This window comes from Flammeovirga sp. SJP92, from assembly GCF_001583495.1.
Classification (GTDB): Bacteria; Bacteroidota; Bacteroidia; order Cytophagales; family Flammeovirgaceae; genus Flammeovirga.
On record NZ_LQAQ01000018.1, the window covers coordinates 245,960 to 266,695 of the forward strand.

Genomic DNA, 20,736 nt, shown 5'->3' on the forward strand with positions numbered 1-20,736 from the left:
CACTGTCAACCAAAGTAACAAAAAAGGGAACAAGATTTTCAAATCTTACTCCCTTTCTACTACGTCTTTTCTACTTCATTTCGAGTATATTTCCATCGATTATGCGACCAAAGCCAATCTGCAGGTGATTCTTTGATATTGGCTTCGAGTAATTCAGCATATCGCCTTGTAATCTGACTGCTTCCTTTTACAAATTCATCTCCTTCTTGAAAGACAGGAATGATTCTCCCTTCATAATATCCTCTTTTTGTTCTTGTGATGTGTGCATAATAGACCGGCATTTTTGTCATTTGAGTGATAATTTCAGGTCCTGAAAAAAAGGCTGTCTCCTGACCGAAAAAAGGTACCCACTCTCTTTTTTTATCATAACCCGGAGGCGATTGATCTGCCACAAGACCAAAGGAGAACATTTCTTTACGTTTCATCCTCACCAAAATCTCTCTCATTGTTTTAGCCATTGGAATGGGGTATCCACCAAAGTTGGCTCTGATGTCTAGCATTAATTCATCAGTGAATTTACTTGACAAAGGCTTATAAACTCCACCGAAATTGAAATTCAACTGGCTTGCATAACCCGAAAGTTGCCATTCCCAGTTGGTTATATGACCTGCCAGTAATAAAAAGGGTTCATTGTTTTTGATGTGTTCTTCCATTTTTTCAGGATTCTGCACTTTAAACCTTTTCTGCATCTGTTCCCTTGTCATACTGTAGGATTTGATGGATTCGAAGCCCACGTCTGTCAGATTAAGGTAAAATTTGAATAGTAACTTCTTTCTTTGCAAGGCTGACTTTTCAGGAAATGCGATCTTTAAATTATGTAGTATCAGCGACCTTCTATAACGAATAATGCTGCCCATAAAAAATGCAATACTGTAAGAAAGAAAGTGTATAAAGAAAAATGGTAAACGAGAAAAAAGTTTAATAAAAATCATTAGTCTATGTCTAAAAATTAAGTACTCTAACATCATGTTATAGTACTCTTAGGTTATTTTCCGGTATCTATTTCTATTATTAACTGAAGATAATTAAATTATAAATAGCAAGGATGATAGATAAGCTTACATAAAATATAACAAAGCTCAATACCCTCAAAATTAACCAAAAAAAAATTAATTATTAGCTAATAACAAAGTCTGAAAACCGATATTTATTCCATTGATGTATTCAAAAACATCAAACTGACACCACATAAACGTGAAATGATCCTGCCTTGTTTCGCAGAAGAAAGTGAAGAAAAAAGAACACCTGCTCAATAACACAGCGATTTATCGATAAAACAAACCTTGAATATCGCTTTTATAATCTTTCCAGATTTCGGCATTCTGTAAGTCAGAATTCATTTCTTTGTATTTTTTTCTCATGAAAATACTCGCGTATATTCCTCCTAAAATATTACTTAAACTCAAGCCAATAAAGATCCCTTCGATAGCAAAGAAATATGATCCAATTAATGTTAGAGGCACAGTCATGGCAAATGATTTGATCAGCATAATTTTTAAAGAATCTTTGGTCATTTGTAATCCATTGAATGTAGAAGAGGTCATAATAAAGAATCCATAAAATACGTAAGAGGCCCCCACCAAACGGAAATAAGAAATAGTATAATCAATAATAGCTGTGTCTTCACTGAAAAGAGAGGCCAAAGGAGCGATGAAAAGGTATAAACCAACAGCCAAAGCTATTCCTAAATACGTTGATGTTTTTCCACCAAAAACAATAGCCTCATCAATTCTTTTATTTTGTTTTGCTCCAAGATTTTGAGCAATAAAAGGTGTCAATGCTGTTCCTACTCCTAAAATTCCTATCAACATCAACATTTCAATTCTACTACTCACACCAAACGCACCCACGGCCAAAGCTGAATGGGAGGCAATAATATAAGTTAAATACATCTGAGTGACGGGAGCCACCATTTGTGTTAAAGTGGTCGGTAAACCCACTTTCATAATTTGCTGAATTAAGTGTCGAACGGGCAATGTTGCAATGGGGTATGAAAACTTTATCACTCTATCTCCTAAAAACAAAATGAACATTCCGATAATCATAAAAAACCATGACAATACGGTAGCATATGCAGCGCCACTGATACCATACTCTGGAAAACCAAATTCACCAAAAATTAGAGCGTAGTCAAAAAACAAATTAACCACTCCTGCCAACGCCATGATCACTTCCGGCATCACTACATTTCCTGTAGATCTTAGAATACTTCCTGCCATAATTCCAGTGGTTAGAAATGCAATTCCTGTTAGCAATGGCAATATGTATTGGTCTATCAAAGGTAAAATTTCTTGAGGTGCACCCAACATTAAGAAAATGGGGTTAGAAAAATAATACACTATTGAAGCCACTCCTACGGTCAGGATAAAACACATCAATAAACCAATTAAGGCATACTGTTCTTTTGCAGTGTCGTTCTTTTCTCCAACAGCTTTTCCTACTAATGTGGAAACTCCTACTGCTAGCCCCATAAATAAACCTACAATGATAAAATAGAGTACAGATGAAAAGCTTAACGCGGCCAAAGCTTCCCCGCCTAATTTTCCTACGAAGTAGGTATCAATAACTTGAAATAAAAACGTTGAGAGCATTCCGATACTGATAGGAAAGCTCATTTTGAGTAATACTTTACTGGTTTTATCTTTTAATATATCTGCCATGAGTGAAAGTAGATGAAGTGTTTTTTAAAAGTGGATGAGATAATAAAAATGAATTAGAAAGTAGTAATGGCACCGAATAATCCTTTTTGGTAATCGATATTGGCCTGGGTGATTTCATTTTGAGAGCTCATTACAAAAGGTCCCCCATAAACTACGGGTTCTTGCAATGGTAAACCTCCTAAGATTAGAACTTGAGCACCTTTTTCTGTTTCAATTGCTAGTTGATTTCCCTCTTCAGAGAGCGTTGCGGTTTGGAACTCAAATAACGTTTCTCCATTGATTTTCACTTTTCCTTCTAAAACATAAACCATAAAATGGTAACCTTCTTTCAAGCCTGTGATCAGCATATGACTGTTAGGTTGTCCGATCCAATGTGCAATTTGTGTTTTGGATTTGGTAGAAATTTTCCCTTCTATTTCATTCAATGTACCAGTGATGATCCTCAAAGTACTTTTTCCTTGTTCCAAAACAGGAATTTCGTTTGTGGAAAGATTTTGAATTCCAGGAGCAGAAAGCTTCTCATTTTTTGGATTATTGATCCAAAGCTGTACTTCATGAAACCTCCCTGTATTAGGATCACTGAACATGTCTCCTCCATGAATAATTCCCGATCCAGCATTCATCAATTGTACTCCTCCTGATTTCAAAATGGCTCTGTTACCCAATGAATCCCTATGGTTCATTCTTCCTTCAAGCATAAAAGTGATCGTTTCAAAACCTCTATGTGGATGATCATGTCCATCTCCATTTAATACAAAATCCTTTCCCACAAACTCAGGACCTATGTGATCCAGCATTAAAAAAGGATCGGTAGTTCTCATGGCATTCGTTGGAAATGCCCTTTGTCCTCTGACGCCAGGGATAAGGCCGTCTATATTGGCATATCCCTGGACTGATTTAATTTCTTTACTTAACATACAACTATTGTACATACAATTGTTATGATAAAAAAAGGCTAAGCTAATTCCATTGCTATTTTTTGGATACGTTTTTTTGAATTATTCAAAGCCTGTATAGAAGAGTGAATGGAACCCGCTCCAACTACAATGTGCTGTTCTGATGGAACTGTCAAGCCTACCACAAATTGTGCATCTTGTTCTGCTTTGAAATGCAATTCGCCTTCATTTTCTTCCAAAATACTAAGGTATCCCAAAGAGATTTCCTCGTTATGTAATGTAACTTTTCCTTCTCTTGGAAAAACAAAACCTCTTGACTGGCCTTTTGGTGTTGGAATACTAATTTCTTCCCCCGCTTTCAATGTTACATCAAGATAGGTTAAATCATAAGGTACTTTTAATGTTGCTTTATGACCTTGGTATTCACCTGCAATGATTTTCACATTATCCACCACTTTCATCTCTTCTGGCTGAACATTTTGATAACCTGTTTTCCCTTCTTCAAGATGTTCAGGTAACTGCAACCAAAGTTGGTGAATGGCTAAACTCCACTCTTCATTTTCTTCCTCCAATGGTTTTCTGTAGCCTTCTGCATGGAAAATTCCCCCTCCAGCATTGATCCACTGTACTCCACCACTTCTAATAATATTATCATTTTTACTAGAATCTTGATGGACTAAATCTCCTCCTTCAAAATAAGTGATAATTCCAATTCCAGAGTGAGGGTGCATTCCAAAGAACATGCCCTCATCTCTTCTTTTATTTTTTCCAGCATCGAAAAAAACGAAAGGTTGTAATTCTCTTCTAGTACTTGGATTTAGAATGAATTGAAAACCGTTCCTTCCCGGTTGCTTACGCTTCAATTGACGTTTCATAAACTGCTTCTTTAAAGTTTGAAAATTCAGCATCAAATTTTGCTTTCAACTCCTCTTCTACAATTCCTTCTGCTTCTGCGAAATTTTGTCCGAATGACGGTAAAGAAAAACTTCCTTTTACGTCTGCTCCAGCATAAGGTAAAGAGCCTTTGGCAATATTAATTACGCTTCCTGCACCTCCTGGACCTGGCGAAGTTGACATTACAAAAGTTGGCTTATTTTTATAAACAGAACGGTCTGCTCTTGAAGCCCAATCAAAGATGTTTTTATAAGCCGCTGAGTAATTTCCATTGTGCTCTGCAAAACTGATCACCAAGGCGTCGGCCTCTTCAATAGCGTTTAAGAACTGTGTTGCTTCTGCAGGAATTCCTGAGGCTAATTCTTTATCAATACCATAAATCGGCATTTCATAATCATTCAAATCTAAAACCTTTACTTGAGCACCTTCTAATTGTTGCCCTGCCCATTGTGCTAATTGCTGGTTGATTGAATTTCGGCTGTTTGAAGCTCCAAATACTACAATGTTTTTCATAATTATTCTCCTTTTAATTTTTTGATTAATGTTGCTAATGTTTCTAATTCTTCTTCAGATAAATTGCCTTGGAACTGCTCATGGAATTGTCCCACTTTGGTATCCAACTTTTGTAACTCCTCCAACCCTTTCTCTGTAATGGTAATGTCCATTTTTCTTCTATTTGTAGGGCATTCTTTACGAAGTACAAGTTGTTTATCCAAAAGCTTATCGACAATCCTTGTAACATTACTTGATCGTTGAACCATTCTTTCTTGTATCTCTTGAACAGTAATAGGATCTCCTTTTTGTCCTTTTAATATTCTCAACACATTAAATTGTGGTTCTGTAATACCATATTCTTTCAGGTCCTTTCCTACTTGATCAGTAATCCAATGTCCTGTTACAATGATCTGATGAATTGCTTTATAATATTTTTTTGAATGCATTTATTTGTTTAAACGATTAATGTACATACAATTGTATAAACGTTTTTTTGTAATTGCAAATATTTTTTAATTATTTTTTGCTGAACATAAAAAAAAGCTCATTTCTGAATGAAATGAGCTTTAAAAACCTAATAACTCGTCGTGAAATTAGTAATTCACCTGATCCGTTAAACTTTCCATAAAAGCCACTAAATCGTTTAGCTCTTTTTCAGATAAGTTTAATTGATCTGGCGGTAAAGTTTGATTTTCGAGGTGAATACCGATTCCTTCACCCCCGCCTTGATTATAGAATTTCAAGACTTCGTCTAATGTTTCATAAACGCCGTTGTGCATGTAAGGTGCAGTTTTGCTTATATTTCGGATGGTTGGTGTTTTAAAGGCAAACATTTTGAGAGGTGCTTTTGAAATCTCGTAGCGCCCTTTATCAGGATCAACTTCAGCACTTTCCCATTCTTTTTTAGATGGAACACCCAAAACCTCCAATTCACTATGATTGAATAAAGGTGGAACTGTACCATTAAAAATTGGGGCAAAATGACAAGTACCGCATTTTGCTTTTCCCATAAATAAATTGAAACCGTTGATTACAGCTGTACTCAATTCCACTTGGTTTGATGTAATCCCTTGATCAAATTTTGAATTAAACGGACTCAAACTTCTCACATACATAGCAATTGAATTACGAATGCTTTTAGAATCTGTATTTTCATAATGCTTTTGTAATACTTTTGTGTATTCTTCATTCTTTTGCACCACATCTACCACCTTTTCCATATTGGAGTGAAACTCATCTTTATTTTTTACTACATCCATGATTTGATTCTCCAACAATGATTTTCTTGAATCATAAAACTGTGCAGCCTGTAAACCAGCATACATTAATGTAGGTGAATTTCTTTTGTTGGATGCTCCAGTATTTGTAATAGATTTTGGCAGTCCGTCTGTAAATGCTTTCTGAGGATCATGGCAAGTAGCACAGCTCATTTTTCCATTGGATGATAGTTTTTGATCATGAAAAAGCTGTTTTCCCAATGCAACTACTTCTTCATTATAAGCTATACTATACCTTGATGAAAACTTGTTGATATTGAAGGTATTTTTATCAAATAAAGAAGTTGCATAATAGTTTATTTTCTGTTCAAAAGGGAATTCTACTTCCCAATCCTTGATTGTCTTCACCCACAACCCAAGCATAGGATGCACAGATTCTTTGATAAAGGTGAAACGGTCAAATTGATCAAAACTCTTTGCAGTAGATAACTTGTTTTTAGCCAACACAATACTTTCGTTCCACTCCTCTAATAACTTTTTGTCTTTAAAATAATCCTTACTTATTGACAAAAGGAAGGCAATGCCGTCATAAGCATGTTGATTTTCCTCTAAGCTGTTTAAATAAACAGGAGAATCGAAACCGCTAATTCCAAGAGAAGTGATTCTTACTAATTCATTTCTCACCATCCATAATAGATGATAAGGCTTCAATACTAATATCTTATTATTGTTCAATTCCAAGTTTAAAGTATTGATCATCAAGCCTGCTTGTCTGTGTACTTCATTGACATCCAAAGAGTCTGAAGCGTACATTAATTCTTCTATTACCTGAAAACCGATGGCTTTAATGACTTTATCAGAATTATCAAATTCATCGACGTGTGGTAAATTAGGTTGATTGAGGGTTTTATAGTCTTTAGCAGCATAAAAAGACATGATCGGCTCCATTCTTTTAAATGAAACTCTTGCCACATCAAATTCCTTTTTCAACATTTCTGGATCTTCTAACTTTTTAATCGTCTCCAGAGAAGTAAGGCAGTTATTTAAATTTTCTTGATAATATTGGATTAGTTGCTCTTTCTGTTTCTTGATAATCTGCTCCCTGTTAATTGTTGAATTACATCCCCAAATAGTCATTGTGAAGATTGCTAGTATTATTACGTTTTTCATCAGAGTTCTTATTATAGCATTTGAAAAAATGCTCGAGCAATAAAAACTATTGCTCGAGCTAAGTGCTAGAACATATGTGATTTGGTTGTTCTAGAGCTTATTAGGTTTATACATTAACGCTCTAAACCTTTCACTACAGTTAAGATACTACCTTCCATAGCATCACCATGACCTGTAGGGTTTTTGAACGACTCATCATACCATGAGTGAGCTTGTTGAATCAAGATGAAAGTACCTTCCATTCCCAACTCATCAGAAACATCAATCATACCTGTCAACTCCCACTTACCCCAACGGTCAGCAGCCGAAGCATATCCGTTGTCTAATCCTGTAGAACCTCTGTGATCAGACTCTAATACTACTTTTAATAGACCAGTATTTAAGTTGTACTGGTATAAGTAAGCATCGTGCTCTTTTTCAGGAGCATCAGCATAACCATTTGGATCTTCTTGGATGTATAAGAAGTTTGATGTTGCTAAAATGTTGTCAGGGCTATGTAATCTTTTAGCCTTACCTGTAAGATCATCTCCGTTTAATACTACTGAGATTTTACCTTTCAATGGATCATTCTCATCTAATACGACTTTGTAAACTCTACCGTATTTAGTTCTTGTGTCATTGTAAGCTGTACGACCAGTAGCAGTGAAGTAGATTTCACGGTTAGCTGCTGCTGAACCTCTTCTGTAGTCAATGTCTTCCACACGGTTGAAAGCCATAATGTTTTTGCTGATTGCTTCTTCGTTTAATGCATCATAAGTTCTTTCTTCTAACTCTACGAAAGTTACGTCAAACTCACCTGCACCCTCAGCTACTAAATCATTGTCAGTTACAGTACCGTCACCTACTTTCAAGGCATACAATTTACCGTTGTCAAGGTCACCTACAGTTTCAGAAACATACATTACTAACTGTCCACCTGCGTCACTGTGAGAGTCATCACCGATCATTACAACTGTTTTGTTAGGGAATGCATTTTTGTTTAATGGAACTGCATTTTCAATAGTCCACTGTCCCATTGACGTTAAAGTTCTAGCCGTACCTGCTTCTGAAGCATCTCTGAATGGATCTGTAGCATATACATATCTAGCAGAACCACCCCATTCTCCACCGCTAAGGTATAATGGACCAAATCCGTGTTCTTCAGGAGTAATCAAAGTACCTGAACATTGAGCTGTACTTGCAGTTGCTTCAGCATTCAAGATGATTTCACCTTTTACAGGCTTGAAAGTTTTGTCAAATGAGATACGAGCCACTGAGTAGTGTGCTTCAATGTTATTGATCAAAGTGAAAGTACCGTCATCATTGCGTAAAAGACCAGCACCGTCAGCCATTGAACCATAGAAGAAGTCTGGGCTTTGCTCTAAAGCATCTTCTGAAGAAAGGATAGAATAGATTTCTAAATCTTCAAAACCTGAGTGACGCTTTAATAAGTGAGGAGTCATTGAGTGATTTTTCAACTCAACTACTGGATCTGCTGCTACAATCGGGAAAGTAGAAACAGTACCATCTGTTAAAGTGATTGTTAGTGTTCCTGTTGCTTCATCAAAAGTGATAGATTGGATACCTACACCTTGCTCTCCTAATAAAGGCTCATCAAAAGTGATAGTTGATCTTTGGCCATTTTCGAATTCTACAGTTACTGTTGTACCATCTTCAGATACTGTATAATCTACTACTTTACCTGTTCCGATGATCTCTTGTGGATCTTTAGTTTCTTCTTTTGTCTCACAAGAAGTTAAGCAAGAAAGTAGTGCTGTCACGTAGAACAAAGAGATAATAAGTTTTTTCATTGTTACGATGATTGGATGAATGATTAGTTTGTTATCACCGCAAAAGTAGAGAGAGTAAAATTGGATTTAGTTAAGCTAGATTTACATTATTTTAATGCATTCATGAATAAATAACAAAGCGCAACACCTTACATTTTACATAAAATTAACCTTTATTTTCTCAATGTAAACTAATATTCATGTCAACCACTTCATTTTAAGTAAATATTCATTCACTTACTCAATTGTTTTGAAATTCAGTTCTCTATTATGTTAAAACAAAAAGCAGTACACATTACTTTCTTTAATTTAATGTGTACTGCTTATCTAAATTTAATCTAAATTGTTATTTACTCAAGAATTACTTTTTCCTTCTTCGGATACTTCACTGTATACTTAAATGACTTTTTACTATTCTTTCCTGGCTCAATTTTTTCTTTCCATTGAATAAAACCATTACTTTCATTCAAGTTACCTCCTGATTTTTTTTCTGTCTCCACTATAATTTGGCTATTGACAGATACAGGTACCTGATCGTAAAACTCAATTTTAATTGAAGACGACTTTTTGTTTCTGATTTCTAGTTCAAACTCTCTACTGTCCGTCTTCGTAGATCCTATTGATTTCTTCTTAGCCAGTTCATTTACTTTATTTCGATTAACGACGATAGATTTATCCCTGCCCAGTGATATATCCAAAGTATCTGATAAAGTATTGGCTTCAACTAATGTAGTACCTACATATCCACCTTCTAAAAATAAATTCGCTTCACCACTTAATAAATTGTATTGATCCCAAGATGGAATTTTTGCAATCAAGAAAGCAGATTGATCCAGTTTCGGAATTGAGAAGTATTGATAGTCTACAGGTATCTCGTATTCCTTCATATTCACAGCAATGCTTCCTGCACCAGACTTGATCGTATATTTTTTATCAATCTTAAAGTCTACTGTAGTTGTATTGACTTTCATCTCAGAAGTCATTTTTACAGCTTCTTTTTTCGGTTGAGGCTTTGAAGTATATGCTGCTGCCTTTGGTCTGTTTTTACCGCTATTTCTCCCAGTATTGCCATAACCTATCACCACCATTTCGTCTAATGTTTGAGTATCTGCTTCTAAATAGAGAATATAATTTGACCTATCAATTGGTATTTTTTGAGTTATAAAACCTATGTACTGAACTGAAAAATGTGTTGCTTCTATGGGTTTGGTAATAGAAAATCGCCCATCAAAATCTGTTACTGTACCAATAGTTGTTCCTTCAAAAACAATATTAACTCCTGGTAATGGTTCACCATTCTCATCATTCACTACACCTGTAATTTTATTTCCAACATAAGCCTGATACTTTTTATCTGCTGTCCTGGTATACCTAGCATAGTTTAGTTCCCATTTTTGCAACTGAGGTATCACACCAGATTGAGCAGGCTCACCGTTGGATAATGTCAAATCCACGTTCTTCCATTCTATTCCTGTATTTTGATATACACCTGCCTTGTATTCTAATTTCAGTGGTTTTGTAATATCATCTGCTCTGATATCATACTTTGGTATCCAACCGGCATCCCCAATAAAATAAGAAGCCTCCAAAGTGATTGTCTGTACCGCTTTAGATTCTATTTCAACTATAATTTCACCTGATCTAAACTGTTCAACACCACCAGCCTGTTTAAAGTGATAATTTAAAGTAGCCTTTTCTTCTTCGAGTTGTTTCTGTTTTTTCTCCAACTCTAAATACTCATTATTAATTTTTGTGATTTGAGTTTCATATAAATTCAACATCTGTGTCAAATCAGTAGAATTTACTCCCTTTTCTGCACTTCCTAGTTTATTATTGCTAGAGATTAAAACTTCTTTTTGACGAAGTAGATTTTCTCGTTTATTGATTTGCTTCAATTTAAAATCTATTTTCTCTATTTCTACCAACAAACTATCAGCAGATAAATTATTGATAGGTTTTTCCGTCACATTAATATTAAACTTAGAAGAGAGAATCGTAAAATCTCCTTTGCCCTTTACCTGTAAACTGTTACCGTCTATAGAAGTAGATAGTTTATTGAGTGTCAGTCTGTATTTTCCTTTGGCCACTTTTATTGAACCTTTCCTAGAAAGTTCGGCTCCTTTCAGAAAAACTCTAGCTGATTTAATGGTACTTTTCATTTTCTTTTCTTGAAAAGACTGCCCCATTACGTAAGTTTGAAAAAGAAGAAAAAAGAGAAGTGTGATTGTAGTTTTCATATCCATTTATTTCAATAAGTACAACGTCAAAAATAAATCATAGTTAATTCTAATTTATTTTTTGTGAGTACAACGCTAAAAAACGAATTAATAGTGGTTCTATTGAAAGTTTTTTGAAGGAGGTAATCGCAAAACAATAAATAGAATTAGTATTAGATAATTTTGAATTTGTACTTAGTTTCTTAATTACATAAATGCACTGCGAGCTAAACCATAAACGTCTATCATTTATATTTACAGTGTATTCAAGATTCAATATACAAAAAAGCCTGACAGGAATCCCATCAGGCATATTATTTTGTATGTTTTATTTTATTTCAAATCAATGGTTAAATTCTCAAAGTCAACAATGTCCACTATTTCTGAATTACTATCATCATATCTTACCGTGATACTATCACCAACTGCTGTAATCGGCAATTCACTTGAAATCATTGAAGATCCAATAAAGAGTTTTTCCTGCTTGTCTCTTACCATTAAATAGTAATTGGTATTACCATTTCTGATGTCTTTACTTATTCTGGTCACAACAGATGTGATTTCGAAAGTATTGGCGTAAGTGCTTGGTGACACTGAATTACCTTTACTGTTCAAGCTGTTTTTATATGATCTTAATGCTTCCTTGATTGTATTTCCTACTCCAACAATTGTGTAATCTTCTACAGAAACCATAGCAATCATTTTAATCAAGCCCGCTCTGTCTTTTAAAGACATCACATAAGTTGGCATTCCATTGATATTATAAGTAATTGGGAAAGAAGCTACATATCCTTTCTCTTGCACCTTACCCATCGCTGATTGTCGAGCGGCTTGTTCAGTAGCACCAATCTGACGGTACCAAATTGTTTCTTTGGTTCTGGTGTCTACCAAGACAAAACCCACTGTTCCTTCATCACTTCCCACAGAGGTTAATCCTGTATACCAATACGCTCTATTGTTGGCTCCATATACTAGAGAAATACCTTTAGTAGTGGTTAGCTTTCTTTCATTAGAGAAATTAAAATAACCTAATACATACTCTCCCCAATCATCTAATTGCTTTACAATAAAGTCTTCCGGCTGAATTCTATCAATCCAAATTGGAGCCTTATCAATTTCATATTCTTTGATTTCGCCAGTAGTAACATCAACTGTTAAAACGCCTGTGGCATTTCTACCTGAAAATCCTACTTTCTTATCATATAAAGTCACAATCCAATACGGTTTTCCATCATCATCTATCTCAAAAGAAAAATCAGTAAACCCTTTTGTCATATAACCATTGAAATAAATATGTCTATGAAGATCAGTAGAGAAATAAGCACCTGGCTGATATTTGATTTGTACACCTTTTCCTCCAACAGTTTGAACCAACTCAACATCTCTTTCGTTGGTAGCTGAAACCATCACATAGCCTGGCGTTCCTTCACGGTTGTTGTTCCATTTGAAAATACCAGAGTGTAACAATGGTGCGACCCAATACAACTTTCCATTGACTTTCTGAATACTAAACTCCCCCAATTCTGCCTGACTTCCTAAAGAAGGAATGGACCCTAACACTTTGTCTCCCAAACGGTGAGCCATTGCGTTATCCACAATTCTAATTTCATCTGTGGAAATTGGAGCTACATGATCTGTGAAGTTTTCACCTGCCTTTACCTCTCCAATCAAGTCTCTATAATCTTTACTTCTGAGCAAAGCCCAAGAAGTGGTAAAAGGCACCACTGTCACGTATAGAAGTCCTAGAATAAGAATGGAAAGCGTTACTGTTTTTACAGGCGTAATTTTCCTACTTTGCTCCACAATTGATTCAATAGACAAGATAGCACCTGCTACTGCTAGAATAGCAATGATCCAGCCCGTAAAATCAAATCTTACAGTAGGAAGAAATAAGTAATACAATAAAAGTAATAGGATAATCGATATTGAAGCATAAGTGATAGTTTTTTTCATTTGACGCTATGTGTTTTGTTGATCATCGTGTAAAGCAATCAACTTTTCTACTGTTTTCCAGTTTCTAGTGGTTGCTTCTACACCTAATTTCTTTTCAAAATACTGATTGGATAACTTGGATTGACTGTATTTTCCTTGACACTTGATGAAAACAAAGTTTTCATGGATCAAAAATTCATCTCCATTGACGGGAGAGACAATTTGCTCTAATTTATCTTTTTCAGGAATTGTAGAGAGCACCGTAAGGTGTAGACTATCTATTAATACGTTTCCCCTAAAATAGGGGTTGAGTTTTACAACATTTTTTAATATTTGTAAATCCACTGTAATTACAGGAACATCAAAGCCGTATTTTTCATGAATATCAGTTTTAATTTTCTCACTCAATTCTAGTAGATTCAAAGAGGACTCATATTCAAATAAAACGTTTCCAGATTGAATATAAGTTTGTAGTTTTTTTAATTGGTGTTGAGCATAAATATCTTTTAAATCAGCCATTAATATTTTCCTTCGGCCACCAACATTTATCCCCCTTAATAGACTTATGTATTTCATTTTATGTAATGTTATTTCAATTCTTGCTTAACATTACCTACAATAACATTATTTTTTTTCAATATTCCATTTTTTATGTTTAGATTGAACCTAAGTAATATAAACAGCAGAATCATTTAGAATTTTCAATCAAAAATTGATTTTTTTATAGATAAAACACTTTTTAAATCTACTACTACATTTTTTAATGAAACAACTGAGCCTACTACTCTTTACATTAGTTGTATCTTTTCAGTTATATGCCAAAAATCCAATACCGAAAAGAGTACATTTTGTAACGTTAGACAAAAGCATAGCCTATAAGGATGTAAAAATATCCAAGGTTAAAGCAATACTGCAAGACGAAAAAGATTTTCTTTGGATAGGAACACAAGAAGGTCTCCTCAAATTCAATGGTGAAAAATTTGATGTGTTCACCAGAGAAAATACAGATCATGCTATTCCAAATAATGACATCGCCTCACTAATTCAATTAAGCAATGGTGAAGTTTGGATAGGCACTTATGGTGGTTTATCCTATTATAACCCAGTTTTAGAACAGTTCAATACGTATTTTCAGAAAGATATTGATTTTAATGAACTATTAGTTTCTGATTTTCTGGAGGATAAAAAGAAAAACCTTTGGATGGCAACTTCAGAAGGTGTTTTCGTCAAGAAAAGTAGTAGTTCTTCTTTTGAAAAAATTAAAACTGATATTGATATAGGAGAAGCTACTTCAGTGATTGAAGATGAATACAATACCTTATGGATCGGCTCTTCCAAAGGGTTATTCTATATTGATAAGAAAGGAAATGTAGAAAAAGTCGGTGCATTTGACAACGTTAATGTATTATCGTTAGCACTTTCTATAGATAAAAAAGAAATTTATGTAGGCTCATTTCAAGGGTTGCATGCAATCAATGCCTACAATAAGAAAAAAGTTGAGATTAAATTATCTCAAGAAATAAAGGAAGACGTTATATGGAGTCTTTACACTGATATGAACTCAGGTATAGTATGGGCTGGCGGTCAAAAAGGATTAATTAAAATTTCAGGAGAAAGAATTGAAAGAATTCATTCCTACACGAATGGTGTACAAAAGAAATACAGAATCTATGACCTTTTTGTGGATAAAGCGGGAACATTATGGATTGGTACCGTATTCAATGAAATTTTAAAATATGAAACAGCAGAGAACAGATTTGAAACTTTCCGTAAGGTAGAAGGAGATGATAAATCCCTTTCGTCCAATGTTATTCTGTCTTTTCTGGAGCTAAGAAATGGAGATTTTTGGATCGGTACTGACGGTGGTTCAATTAACGTGCTGAAGAATGATAAAGACGCCAATTTGTATTTTGAACCTCTTCTAAAAAATGATCCTTTAGAAAACAGTGTCATTTTAAGTATGGTGGAACATCCCACAAAACCATTGGTTTATATTGCTACTTACACTTCGGGTATTCAGGTTTTTGATTTGAAAAAGAAGAAATTTCTAAAGCCTTTCAATCAGCAAACGACCAATGGAAAAATGTTATCTGATGAGATAAGACATCTTTCTTTTGATACTAAAGGACTATTATGGGGAGCCACAAAAGGCGGTCTTGTACTTGTCAATACAGACACAAGACATATTGATGTTTTTACACATGATAAAAATACAGAAACTTCCATGAGCAATGATGCTGTTCTGGAGGTGAAACATGACAATTCTGGGAATCATTATATTACCACATTTAGAGGGGTAAATATCAACAATGACCAAAACCTAGCTCATTTTGAACATATAGAAATACCTGGTAAAGACCAGAAAACGGCCACTTCTTTTATTGATAAAAATGGAAAACTATGGATAGGCTCTTTCAATGAAGGACTTTTTGTGTATGATCTTTCTACAAAAGAATTTATCAAAAGCATAGCAAAACCTGAAATCCCTTCTAATAGCATTTTCAAAATAGAAGAAGACAGTCAAGGCGACTTCTGGATCAGTTCTTCCAACGGTCTGATCAAAATGGATGTTGACACTTATGAGAGTAAAGTTTTTGGTAGAATTGATGGTTTGCAAGATGACCAATTTGCATATGGTTCCTCTTATACTACAAAAGAAGGATTGATGCTTTTTGGTGGAGTCAATGGTTTTAGTGCTTTTTATCCTGAAGATATCATCAGCAATCAATACAAACCGAAGCTTGCAATACAGAGCTTGTTTATCAACAATAAAGAATTAAAGCCAAGCAGTAAAGAATCACTTATTGAGAAGAGTATTCTTTTTACGAATAGAATTCATCTGCCTCACCATAAAAACAATATTAAGATAAGTTTTGTAGCCTTAAATTATACCTACTCTGGTTTTAATCAATATAAATATCAACTGGAAGGCCTTAATGACGAATGGGTTGATAATGGAAATTCTAATGTGGCTCAATTCTCTAATTTGTCTCCAGGGAAATATACTTTTAAAGTTATTGGCAGTAATAATGACGGCATCTGGAATGATGAGCCGGTTACACTGGATATCATTATTACACCTCCTTTCTGGCAAACATGGATTTTCAGGGTTTTAATAGCCATTGGAGGAATATTGATTGTCGTTTTGATCATTAATTATAGAACAAGGCAATTAGAAATTCAGAAAAACATCCTCGAAGCTGAGGTGAAACATAGAACCAACGAATTGGCAGAATCCAATTATACATTACAGGTTCAACAACAAGATTTGCAAGCAAAGCACGAGGAATTATTAATTCAAGCAGAAGAAATTTCTAAACAAAGAAAATTCCTCACCGAAAGAAATGAAGAGCTGCAAACCGCCAACTCAACTATCAATCATCAAATGCAAACTATACAGGATAGTATTCGTTATGCTCAGAATATCCAATCCGCTATTCTCCCTTCCAAACAGGAGTTACAAATTGGAAATGATGTTGAGGTAATTTATAAACCAAAAGACGTAGTATCTGGCGATTATTATTGGGCTTTCAATCACCATGGCTACCAATATAGAGCTGTAGTAGATTGTACGGGACACGGTGTTCCTGGAGCATTTATGTCGATGCTTGGCTACTCCATTTTGAATAAAGCCATTAATCAGATCAATACATCAGACCCTGCCAAAATCTTAGAGATTTTACGTAAAGAAATCTACATCTCATTACGCCAAGAAGTCTCTAATAATAGTGATGGCATGGATATCATCTTAATGGCAAGATCACTAGAACAGAAAGAAAAAGTTCTATTTGCTGGTGCAAAAATTCCTCTTGTTATTTGGAGAAAAAACAAAGGTGAAGTGGAGGTGTTGCCGACAGATAAATCCAGAATTGGTGGTACTCACCGCTCTACTAAAAAGGAGTTCAATATTTATTCTACAACAATTCAGGAAGGCGATTGCCTCTATCTATTTACTGATGGTATTGTGGATCAAGCCAATCTAGATAAGAAAAAGGTAGGTTCTAAACAGTTGTATAAATTAATTGAAACAATTGGTGATAAGGAATTGGACCGTCAGAAGTTTGCTTTTGAGCAATTATTAGAAAAATATACTCTACAAAGGGATGATGTTACCATGATCATTTTCAAGGTATAGTACATGGAAAACTAAGTCTTAAACTATTAAATAATTCCATCAGCTTAGAAAAAATTCTGAGCTGATGGAAACTTATTGTCGTTTTAATACTCTGACTTTAAGATTGACATTATAATTTTGTCATGAAACTGATCATCTCTCAGCGCGGCATTTCTTAAAACTCCTTCTTTTTTAAAGCCTGCTTTCTGATAAGCTAGCACTCCTCCTTTATTGGGTACAGACACTGTCAGCATCAATCTTTCCAAATTCTTTTCTTCAAAAGCTATCTGAATAATTTGCTTTGTTACTTCAGTTCCTACGCCTTTTCCCCAATAAGATTTGTCTCCTATAAAAATATAATACTCTCCCGACTTATTCACGCTTGATAAATTGGATATTCCTGCATAGCCCACAAACTTACCGTCTGTGTAAATTCCCAAGGAAAGTGTTTTTGTATCTCTCAATACTCCTTTAAACCAAAAATCTATCTCCTCTTCAGTATTTAATTTCTGAAAAAGAGATAGAGAATATCGGATTACTTCAGGATCATTGAGCCACTGATAAAAAGGAATAACATTCTCTTTCAATAGTGGTTTCAATTCTATTACTCTACGTCCCAATAGTAAAAATTATGTTCTGTGTCTAATTTAAAATCTACAGCTGGATACAATTGATTTCCTACTGTATTTGTTTTTTCTGTTTCAAGAATCAAACCTGCAGCCTCCGACATTTTCGCCAGATTTTTAGCCTCTCCCATCAGGAGTTTTGAAGCTCCTTTTCCTCTGTGAGAAGGTGAAACAAATAAGTCATTGAGTAACCAAAGCCTTTTCATTCTTGTAGATGAAAAAATAGGATAAAGCTGTACAAACCCCACTAGCTGACCATCATCTTCTACTACATAAATGGTACTTTCTCCTCTTTCGGTTCTATCCTGTAAAAATTGTTTTGCTCCTTCAAGATCGCTCTCCTGCTTATAAAAAACTCTATAGGCATCAAACAATGCCGCTAGTTGATCAAAATCTGTAAAATTTGCTTTTCTAACTTTCATAGGACGGAGATTTTAATTCTTTTCTAAAACAAACACTATCTTCATTGCCTACATATTGGCCATAATTTGGTGTTTTATCAAAGCCATATTTCTCATATAAACCAATAGCTTCTGGCAACATCAAACCTGTTTCTAAAACCAGCGCCTTCAGATTCATAGCAACACCCCAATCTTCCAATTCTTGAAGGACTTTTGTAGCCACTCCCTTACCTCTTTGATCTTGAAGAACATACATTCTTTTCACTTCAAAAACTCTCTCTTCAAACTCTTTCATGGCACCACAACCCACTACTTTTCCTTCACTGTACGCCAATACCACATGGTCAATATCCTCTAAACCATTGTACTGCATATAAAATTCATGATCATCGCCATTTCTAACGGCAAGGTCTTGATTCAGCAAATTTACCAAATGTAAAAAATCACGGTGCTTTGCGTCTGTTTTGATCAGAGTAATCATAATCTCATTTTGCTTCTAGGTTTTCAACTATTTCAGGGAAAACATTACGGTATTTTAGAGCTTGTTTGATATGGCCCAAATGATGATTGCAATGCCACGCATAAATGCCAATATTCTCTTTTAAAGCCGTTTGCTCTCCAGATTCTGGATGAAAAAAAGTTCGATCTAACTCTTCCTCACTCAGCCTCTCCAACAAATATGTCCATTTTTTATGAAGAAATTCAATCAAATGTAAAGTATCTGATAAATCCTCCTCCTGGCTATCAACCAACTCTGCCCATCGGTCTTCAAAGTATGGTCTGATGGATGGATTTTCTTCTGTTAAAGCCAACTTAAAGCGGATATAACTATTCATATGACTATCCGCACAATGATGCACTACTTGTTTTATCGACCAACCTTCAGGCCTGTAAACTAAATTCAGCTCGTCTTTAGTAAGGTCTTTGACCAGTTCTTTCACCCTTTTGGGAAATAAACGAATTTCATGAATCCATAAATTAATTTGATTCTCTTGGATGTATGAAGGAACTTCAAATTGTCCAAAAGGGTATTTTAATGCTTCGAGTGTAGTGTGGGAGTTGTTCATAAGATCAGTGTACTTTTATATTGCTTAATAACTGAGAGATTGCCTTGGTATCTCGCCCAGTTTCTTGATAATGTTTTTGCACCATTCGTGCCACATTTTCCGAATCCTGATATCGGCCTAATTTATAATACAAGTGGGCTTGAGTGTCTAGATAGCTAAATGACTTTTGCTTGGAAATACTAAATGTCACCCACTTCAACGCCTCTTCCAGCTGTTCGGTTTTATCAGAATGCTGATAATAATACCAAGCCCAATCGTTGCATTTATTCAGTTCAGACGGGTTGGGTTTTGATTGTATATACCTGAAGTTATTCTGAATAGAGAGAAACGCCTTTTCATCATTCCCCATCGACAGGAAAAAACGTGGCTCATAACTGAATGCCATTCGAAGAGCAATGGTATTGGGAAGCACCTTTTTCAATTGTTCCATTTTCTCTTCAAAGGACTGAATATCTTTAACCTTCATGGAAGAGGAAAGTGTATTTTTGGCCAGTCCTCTATAGATTTTATTCATTTTTTGAGGTGAATAAATATCCGCAAATAATGGCTTGTATTGCACAAAAAAGCGGAATGCTTCTGAGTTGACATCGGAATTATACAAAATCTGGCTCACTGCCGATTTCACCTTTTTATTATTTAAATCTTCTGGTTTTAGTAATGTGAAAAGCTTGTCATTGGTGGAATGATCCATCACGCCTGTCTCATAAGAAGCAAGGGTATAATTCAAGTATTCATTAAGAGACAGGTCTTCTCCATCATCGACTTTCTGCCTTAAAGTATAAAGCTGTGTACTTGGAGAAAGTGCTTCTTCTCCCTTCTCTAAAAATACGTTAACCGGTATTTTTCCTTTTGCCTGATGCAAAATTTTTCCGTTTGAAGAAAAGTACAAGTGGGCTGGAAACGACCTGATATTATAATTGGAAACGATGAAACTTCCCAAATCAGAATGAACACTCACTTTATAGCTTATAAAATGTTCATTATAAAATAGGGCTACTTCCTTGTCTCCGTAGACATGTCGGTCCATTTCCTTACACGATTCACAATGTGGAGTAAAGACTCCCACGTAAACTTGTAAATTTTTCTGTTTTGCCTCTTTTAATAATTCTTCCCATTCTCCTTCATAAAAATCAACCTTTTGAGCAATAAGAGGGTGTATCATGAAAAACCCTATTAATAGTAATAATTGTTGTTTGATCATTGGTAATGGCTTGCTAGAGATTCCCGATATAAATACTACAAATTGATTATCAGTACATTTATAAAGCTAATTCCTCAT

17 protein-coding genes are annotated in these 20,736 nt (G+C 34.9%); 1 reads left to right on the forward strand and 16 read right to left on the reverse strand.

Translation table 11 applies throughout. The features are described 5' to 3' along the window. Window positions 1-59: 59 nt before the first annotated feature. The 11 genes from AVL50_RS04815 to AVL50_RS04865 all read right to left on the reverse strand — a co-directional run bounded on the left by AVL50_RS04815 (window position 60) and on the right by AVL50_RS04865 (window position 13,825). Window positions 60-968: a lysophospholipid acyltransferase family protein gene (locus tag AVL50_RS04815; protein WP_082795661.1), complete on the reverse strand. Its 909-nt coding sequence runs from the start codon at window positions 966-968 to the stop codon at window positions 60-62. Between the two features lie 297 nt (window positions 969-1,265). Continuing rightward, window positions 1,266-2,660 (reverse strand): MATE family efflux transporter, encoded by a 1,395-nt coding sequence (locus AVL50_RS04820; RefSeq protein ID WP_062615346.1) that lies wholly within the window; start codon window positions 2,658-2,660, stop codon window positions 1,266-1,268. Between the two features lie 53 nt (window positions 2,661-2,713). Continuing rightward, window positions 2,714-3,577, reverse strand: coding sequence for a pirin family protein (locus AVL50_RS04825; RefSeq protein ID WP_062615347.1), 864 nt, complete (start codon window positions 3,575-3,577; stop codon window positions 2,714-2,716). A 38-nt stretch (window positions 3,578-3,615) separates the two neighbouring features. Next, window positions 3,616-4,431: a pirin family protein gene (locus AVL50_RS04830; RefSeq protein ID WP_062615348.1), complete on the reverse strand. Its 816-nt coding sequence runs from the start codon at window positions 4,429-4,431 to the stop codon at window positions 3,616-3,618. Then, window positions 4,409-4,963, reverse strand: coding sequence for an NADPH-dependent FMN reductase (locus tag AVL50_RS04835; RefSeq protein WP_062615349.1), 555 nt, complete (start codon window positions 4,961-4,963; stop codon window positions 4,409-4,411). Before AVL50_RS04835 ends, AVL50_RS04830 begins: the two co-directional genes overlap by 23 nt. A 2-nt stretch (window positions 4,964-4,965) precedes the next feature. Further along, entirely contained in the window at window positions 4,966-5,391 is a 426-nt protein-coding gene (locus tag AVL50_RS04840) for a MarR family winged helix-turn-helix transcriptional regulator (protein ID WP_044207338.1), read from the reverse strand. Window positions 5,392-5,538: 147 nt separating this feature from the next. Next, on the reverse strand, window positions 5,539-7,332 hold the full coding sequence (locus AVL50_RS04845; RefSeq protein WP_062615350.1) for a cytochrome-c peroxidase: 1,794 nt from the start codon (window positions 7,330-7,332) through the stop codon (window positions 5,539-5,541). A 113-nt stretch (window positions 7,333-7,445) separates the two neighbouring features. After that, window positions 7,446-9,122 carry a PhoX family protein gene (locus tag AVL50_RS04850; RefSeq protein WP_253764253.1) on the reverse strand — a complete coding sequence of 559 codons (1,677 nt, stop codon included), beginning with the start codon at window positions 9,120-9,122 and terminating at the stop codon, window positions 7,446-7,448. 329 nt (window positions 9,123-9,451) lie between these two features. Continuing rightward, window positions 9,452-11,338: a DUF4139 domain-containing protein gene (locus AVL50_RS04855; protein WP_172826760.1), complete on the reverse strand. Its 1,887-nt coding sequence runs from the start codon at window positions 11,336-11,338 to the stop codon at window positions 9,452-9,454. A gap of 312 nt (window positions 11,339-11,650) precedes the next feature. Continuing rightward, window positions 11,651-13,270 carry a hypothetical protein gene (locus AVL50_RS04860; protein ID WP_062615352.1) on the reverse strand — a complete coding sequence of 540 codons (1,620 nt, stop codon included), beginning with the start codon at window positions 13,268-13,270 and terminating at the stop codon, window positions 11,651-11,653. 6 nt (window positions 13,271-13,276) lie between these two features. Next, window positions 13,277-13,825: a DUF1697 domain-containing protein gene (locus tag AVL50_RS04865; protein ID WP_063850539.1), complete on the reverse strand. Its 549-nt coding sequence runs from the start codon at window positions 13,823-13,825 to the stop codon at window positions 13,277-13,279. A 187-nt stretch (window positions 13,826-14,012) separates the two neighbouring features. Here AVL50_RS04865 and AVL50_RS04870 point away from each other — a divergent pair, with 187 nt between their 5' ends. Continuing rightward, window positions 14,013-17,384, forward strand: a complete 3,372-nt coding sequence (locus AVL50_RS04870; protein ID WP_062615354.1) for a two-component regulator propeller domain-containing protein — start codon at window positions 14,013-14,015, stop codon at window positions 17,382-17,384. A gap of 83 nt (window positions 17,385-17,467) precedes the next feature. Here the strand turns inward: AVL50_RS04870 and AVL50_RS04875 are convergent, their stop codons facing one another. Genes AVL50_RS04875 through AVL50_RS04895 form a run of 5 tightly spaced genes read right to left on the reverse strand, consistent with a single transcriptional unit; the run spans window position 17,468 to window position 20,658 of the window. Continuing rightward, a complete protein-coding gene (locus AVL50_RS04875) occupies window positions 17,468-17,962 on the reverse strand; it encodes a GNAT family N-acetyltransferase (RefSeq protein ID WP_216639010.1) in 495 nt (164 codons plus the stop codon). A gap of 5 nt (window positions 17,963-17,967) precedes the next feature. Next, window positions 17,968-18,411: a GNAT family N-acetyltransferase gene (locus AVL50_RS04880; RefSeq protein ID WP_062615356.1), complete on the reverse strand. Its 444-nt coding sequence runs from the start codon at window positions 18,409-18,411 to the stop codon at window positions 17,968-17,970. Continuing rightward, window positions 18,401-18,871: a GNAT family N-acetyltransferase gene (locus AVL50_RS04885; RefSeq protein ID WP_062615357.1), complete on the reverse strand. Its 471-nt coding sequence runs from the start codon at window positions 18,869-18,871 to the stop codon at window positions 18,401-18,403. Before AVL50_RS04885 ends, AVL50_RS04880 begins: the two co-directional genes overlap by 11 nt. 4 nt (window positions 18,872-18,875) lie before the next feature. Continuing rightward, window positions 18,876-19,457, reverse strand: coding sequence for a YfiT family bacillithiol transferase (locus AVL50_RS04890; protein WP_062615358.1), 582 nt, complete (start codon window positions 19,455-19,457; stop codon window positions 18,876-18,878). 4 nt (window positions 19,458-19,461) lie between these two features. Next, the gene (locus AVL50_RS04895) at window positions 19,462-20,658 is read right to left on the reverse strand and encodes a DUF255 domain-containing protein (RefSeq protein ID WP_062615359.1); all 1,197 of its coding nucleotides are present in this window, start codon (window positions 20,656-20,658) and stop codon (window positions 19,462-19,464) included. Window positions 20,659-20,736 lie beyond the last annotated feature (78 nt).

Bases quoted from the DNA above. Each gene is read 5' to 3' on its own strand.
- AVL50_RS04855 (WP_172826760.1), bottom strand. From the start codon at position 11,338: ATGAAAACTACAATCACACTTCTCTTTTTTCTTCTTTTTCAAACTTAC.
- AVL50_RS04820 (WP_062615346.1), bottom strand. From the start codon at position 2,660: ATGGCAGATATATTAAAAGATAAAACCAGTAAAGTATTACTCAAAATG.
- AVL50_RS04825 (WP_062615347.1), bottom strand. From the start codon at position 3,577: ATGTTAAGTAAAGAAATTAAATCAGTCCAGGGATATGCCAATATAGAC.
- AVL50_RS04895 (WP_062615359.1), bottom strand. From the start codon at position 20,658: ATGATCAAACAACAATTATTACTATTAATAGGGTTTTTCATGATACAC.
- AVL50_RS04830 (WP_062615348.1), bottom strand. From the start codon at position 4,431: ATGAAACGTCAATTGAAGCGTAAGCAACCGGGAAGGAACGGTTTTCAA.
- AVL50_RS04870 (WP_062615354.1), top strand. From the start codon at position 14,013: ATGAAACAACTGAGCCTACTACTCTTTACATTAGTTGTATCTTTTCAG.
- AVL50_RS04840 (WP_044207338.1), bottom strand. From the start codon at position 5,391: ATGCATTCAAAAAAATATTATAAAGCAATTCATCAGATCATTGTAACA.
- AVL50_RS04880 (WP_062615356.1), bottom strand. From the start codon at position 18,411: ATGAAAGTTAGAAAAGCAAATTTTACAGATTTTGATCAACTAGCGGCA.
- AVL50_RS04850 (WP_253764253.1), bottom strand. From the start codon at position 9,122: ATGAAAAAACTTATTATCTCTTTGTTCTACGTGACAGCACTACTTTCT.
- AVL50_RS04890 (WP_062615358.1), bottom strand. From the start codon at position 19,457: ATGAACAACTCCCACACTACACTCGAAGCATTAAAATACCCTTTTGGA.
- AVL50_RS04885 (WP_062615357.1), bottom strand. From the start codon at position 18,871: ATGATTACTCTGATCAAAACAGACGCAAAGCACCGTGATTTTTTACAT.
- AVL50_RS04845 (WP_062615350.1), bottom strand. From the start codon at position 7,332: ATGAAAAACGTAATAATACTAGCAATCTTCACAATGACTATTTGGGGA.
- AVL50_RS04835 (WP_062615349.1), bottom strand. From the start codon at position 4,963: ATGAAAAACATTGTAGTATTTGGAGCTTCAAACAGCCGAAATTCAATC.
- AVL50_RS04865 (WP_063850539.1), bottom strand. From the start codon at position 13,825: ATGAAATACATAAGTCTATTAAGGGGGATAAATGTTGGTGGCCGAAGG.
- AVL50_RS04860 (WP_062615352.1), bottom strand. From the start codon at position 13,270: ATGAAAAAAACTATCACTTATGCTTCAATATCGATTATCCTATTACTT.
- AVL50_RS04815 (WP_082795661.1), bottom strand. From the start codon at position 968: ATGATGTTAGAGTACTTAATTTTTAGACATAGACTAATGATTTTTATT.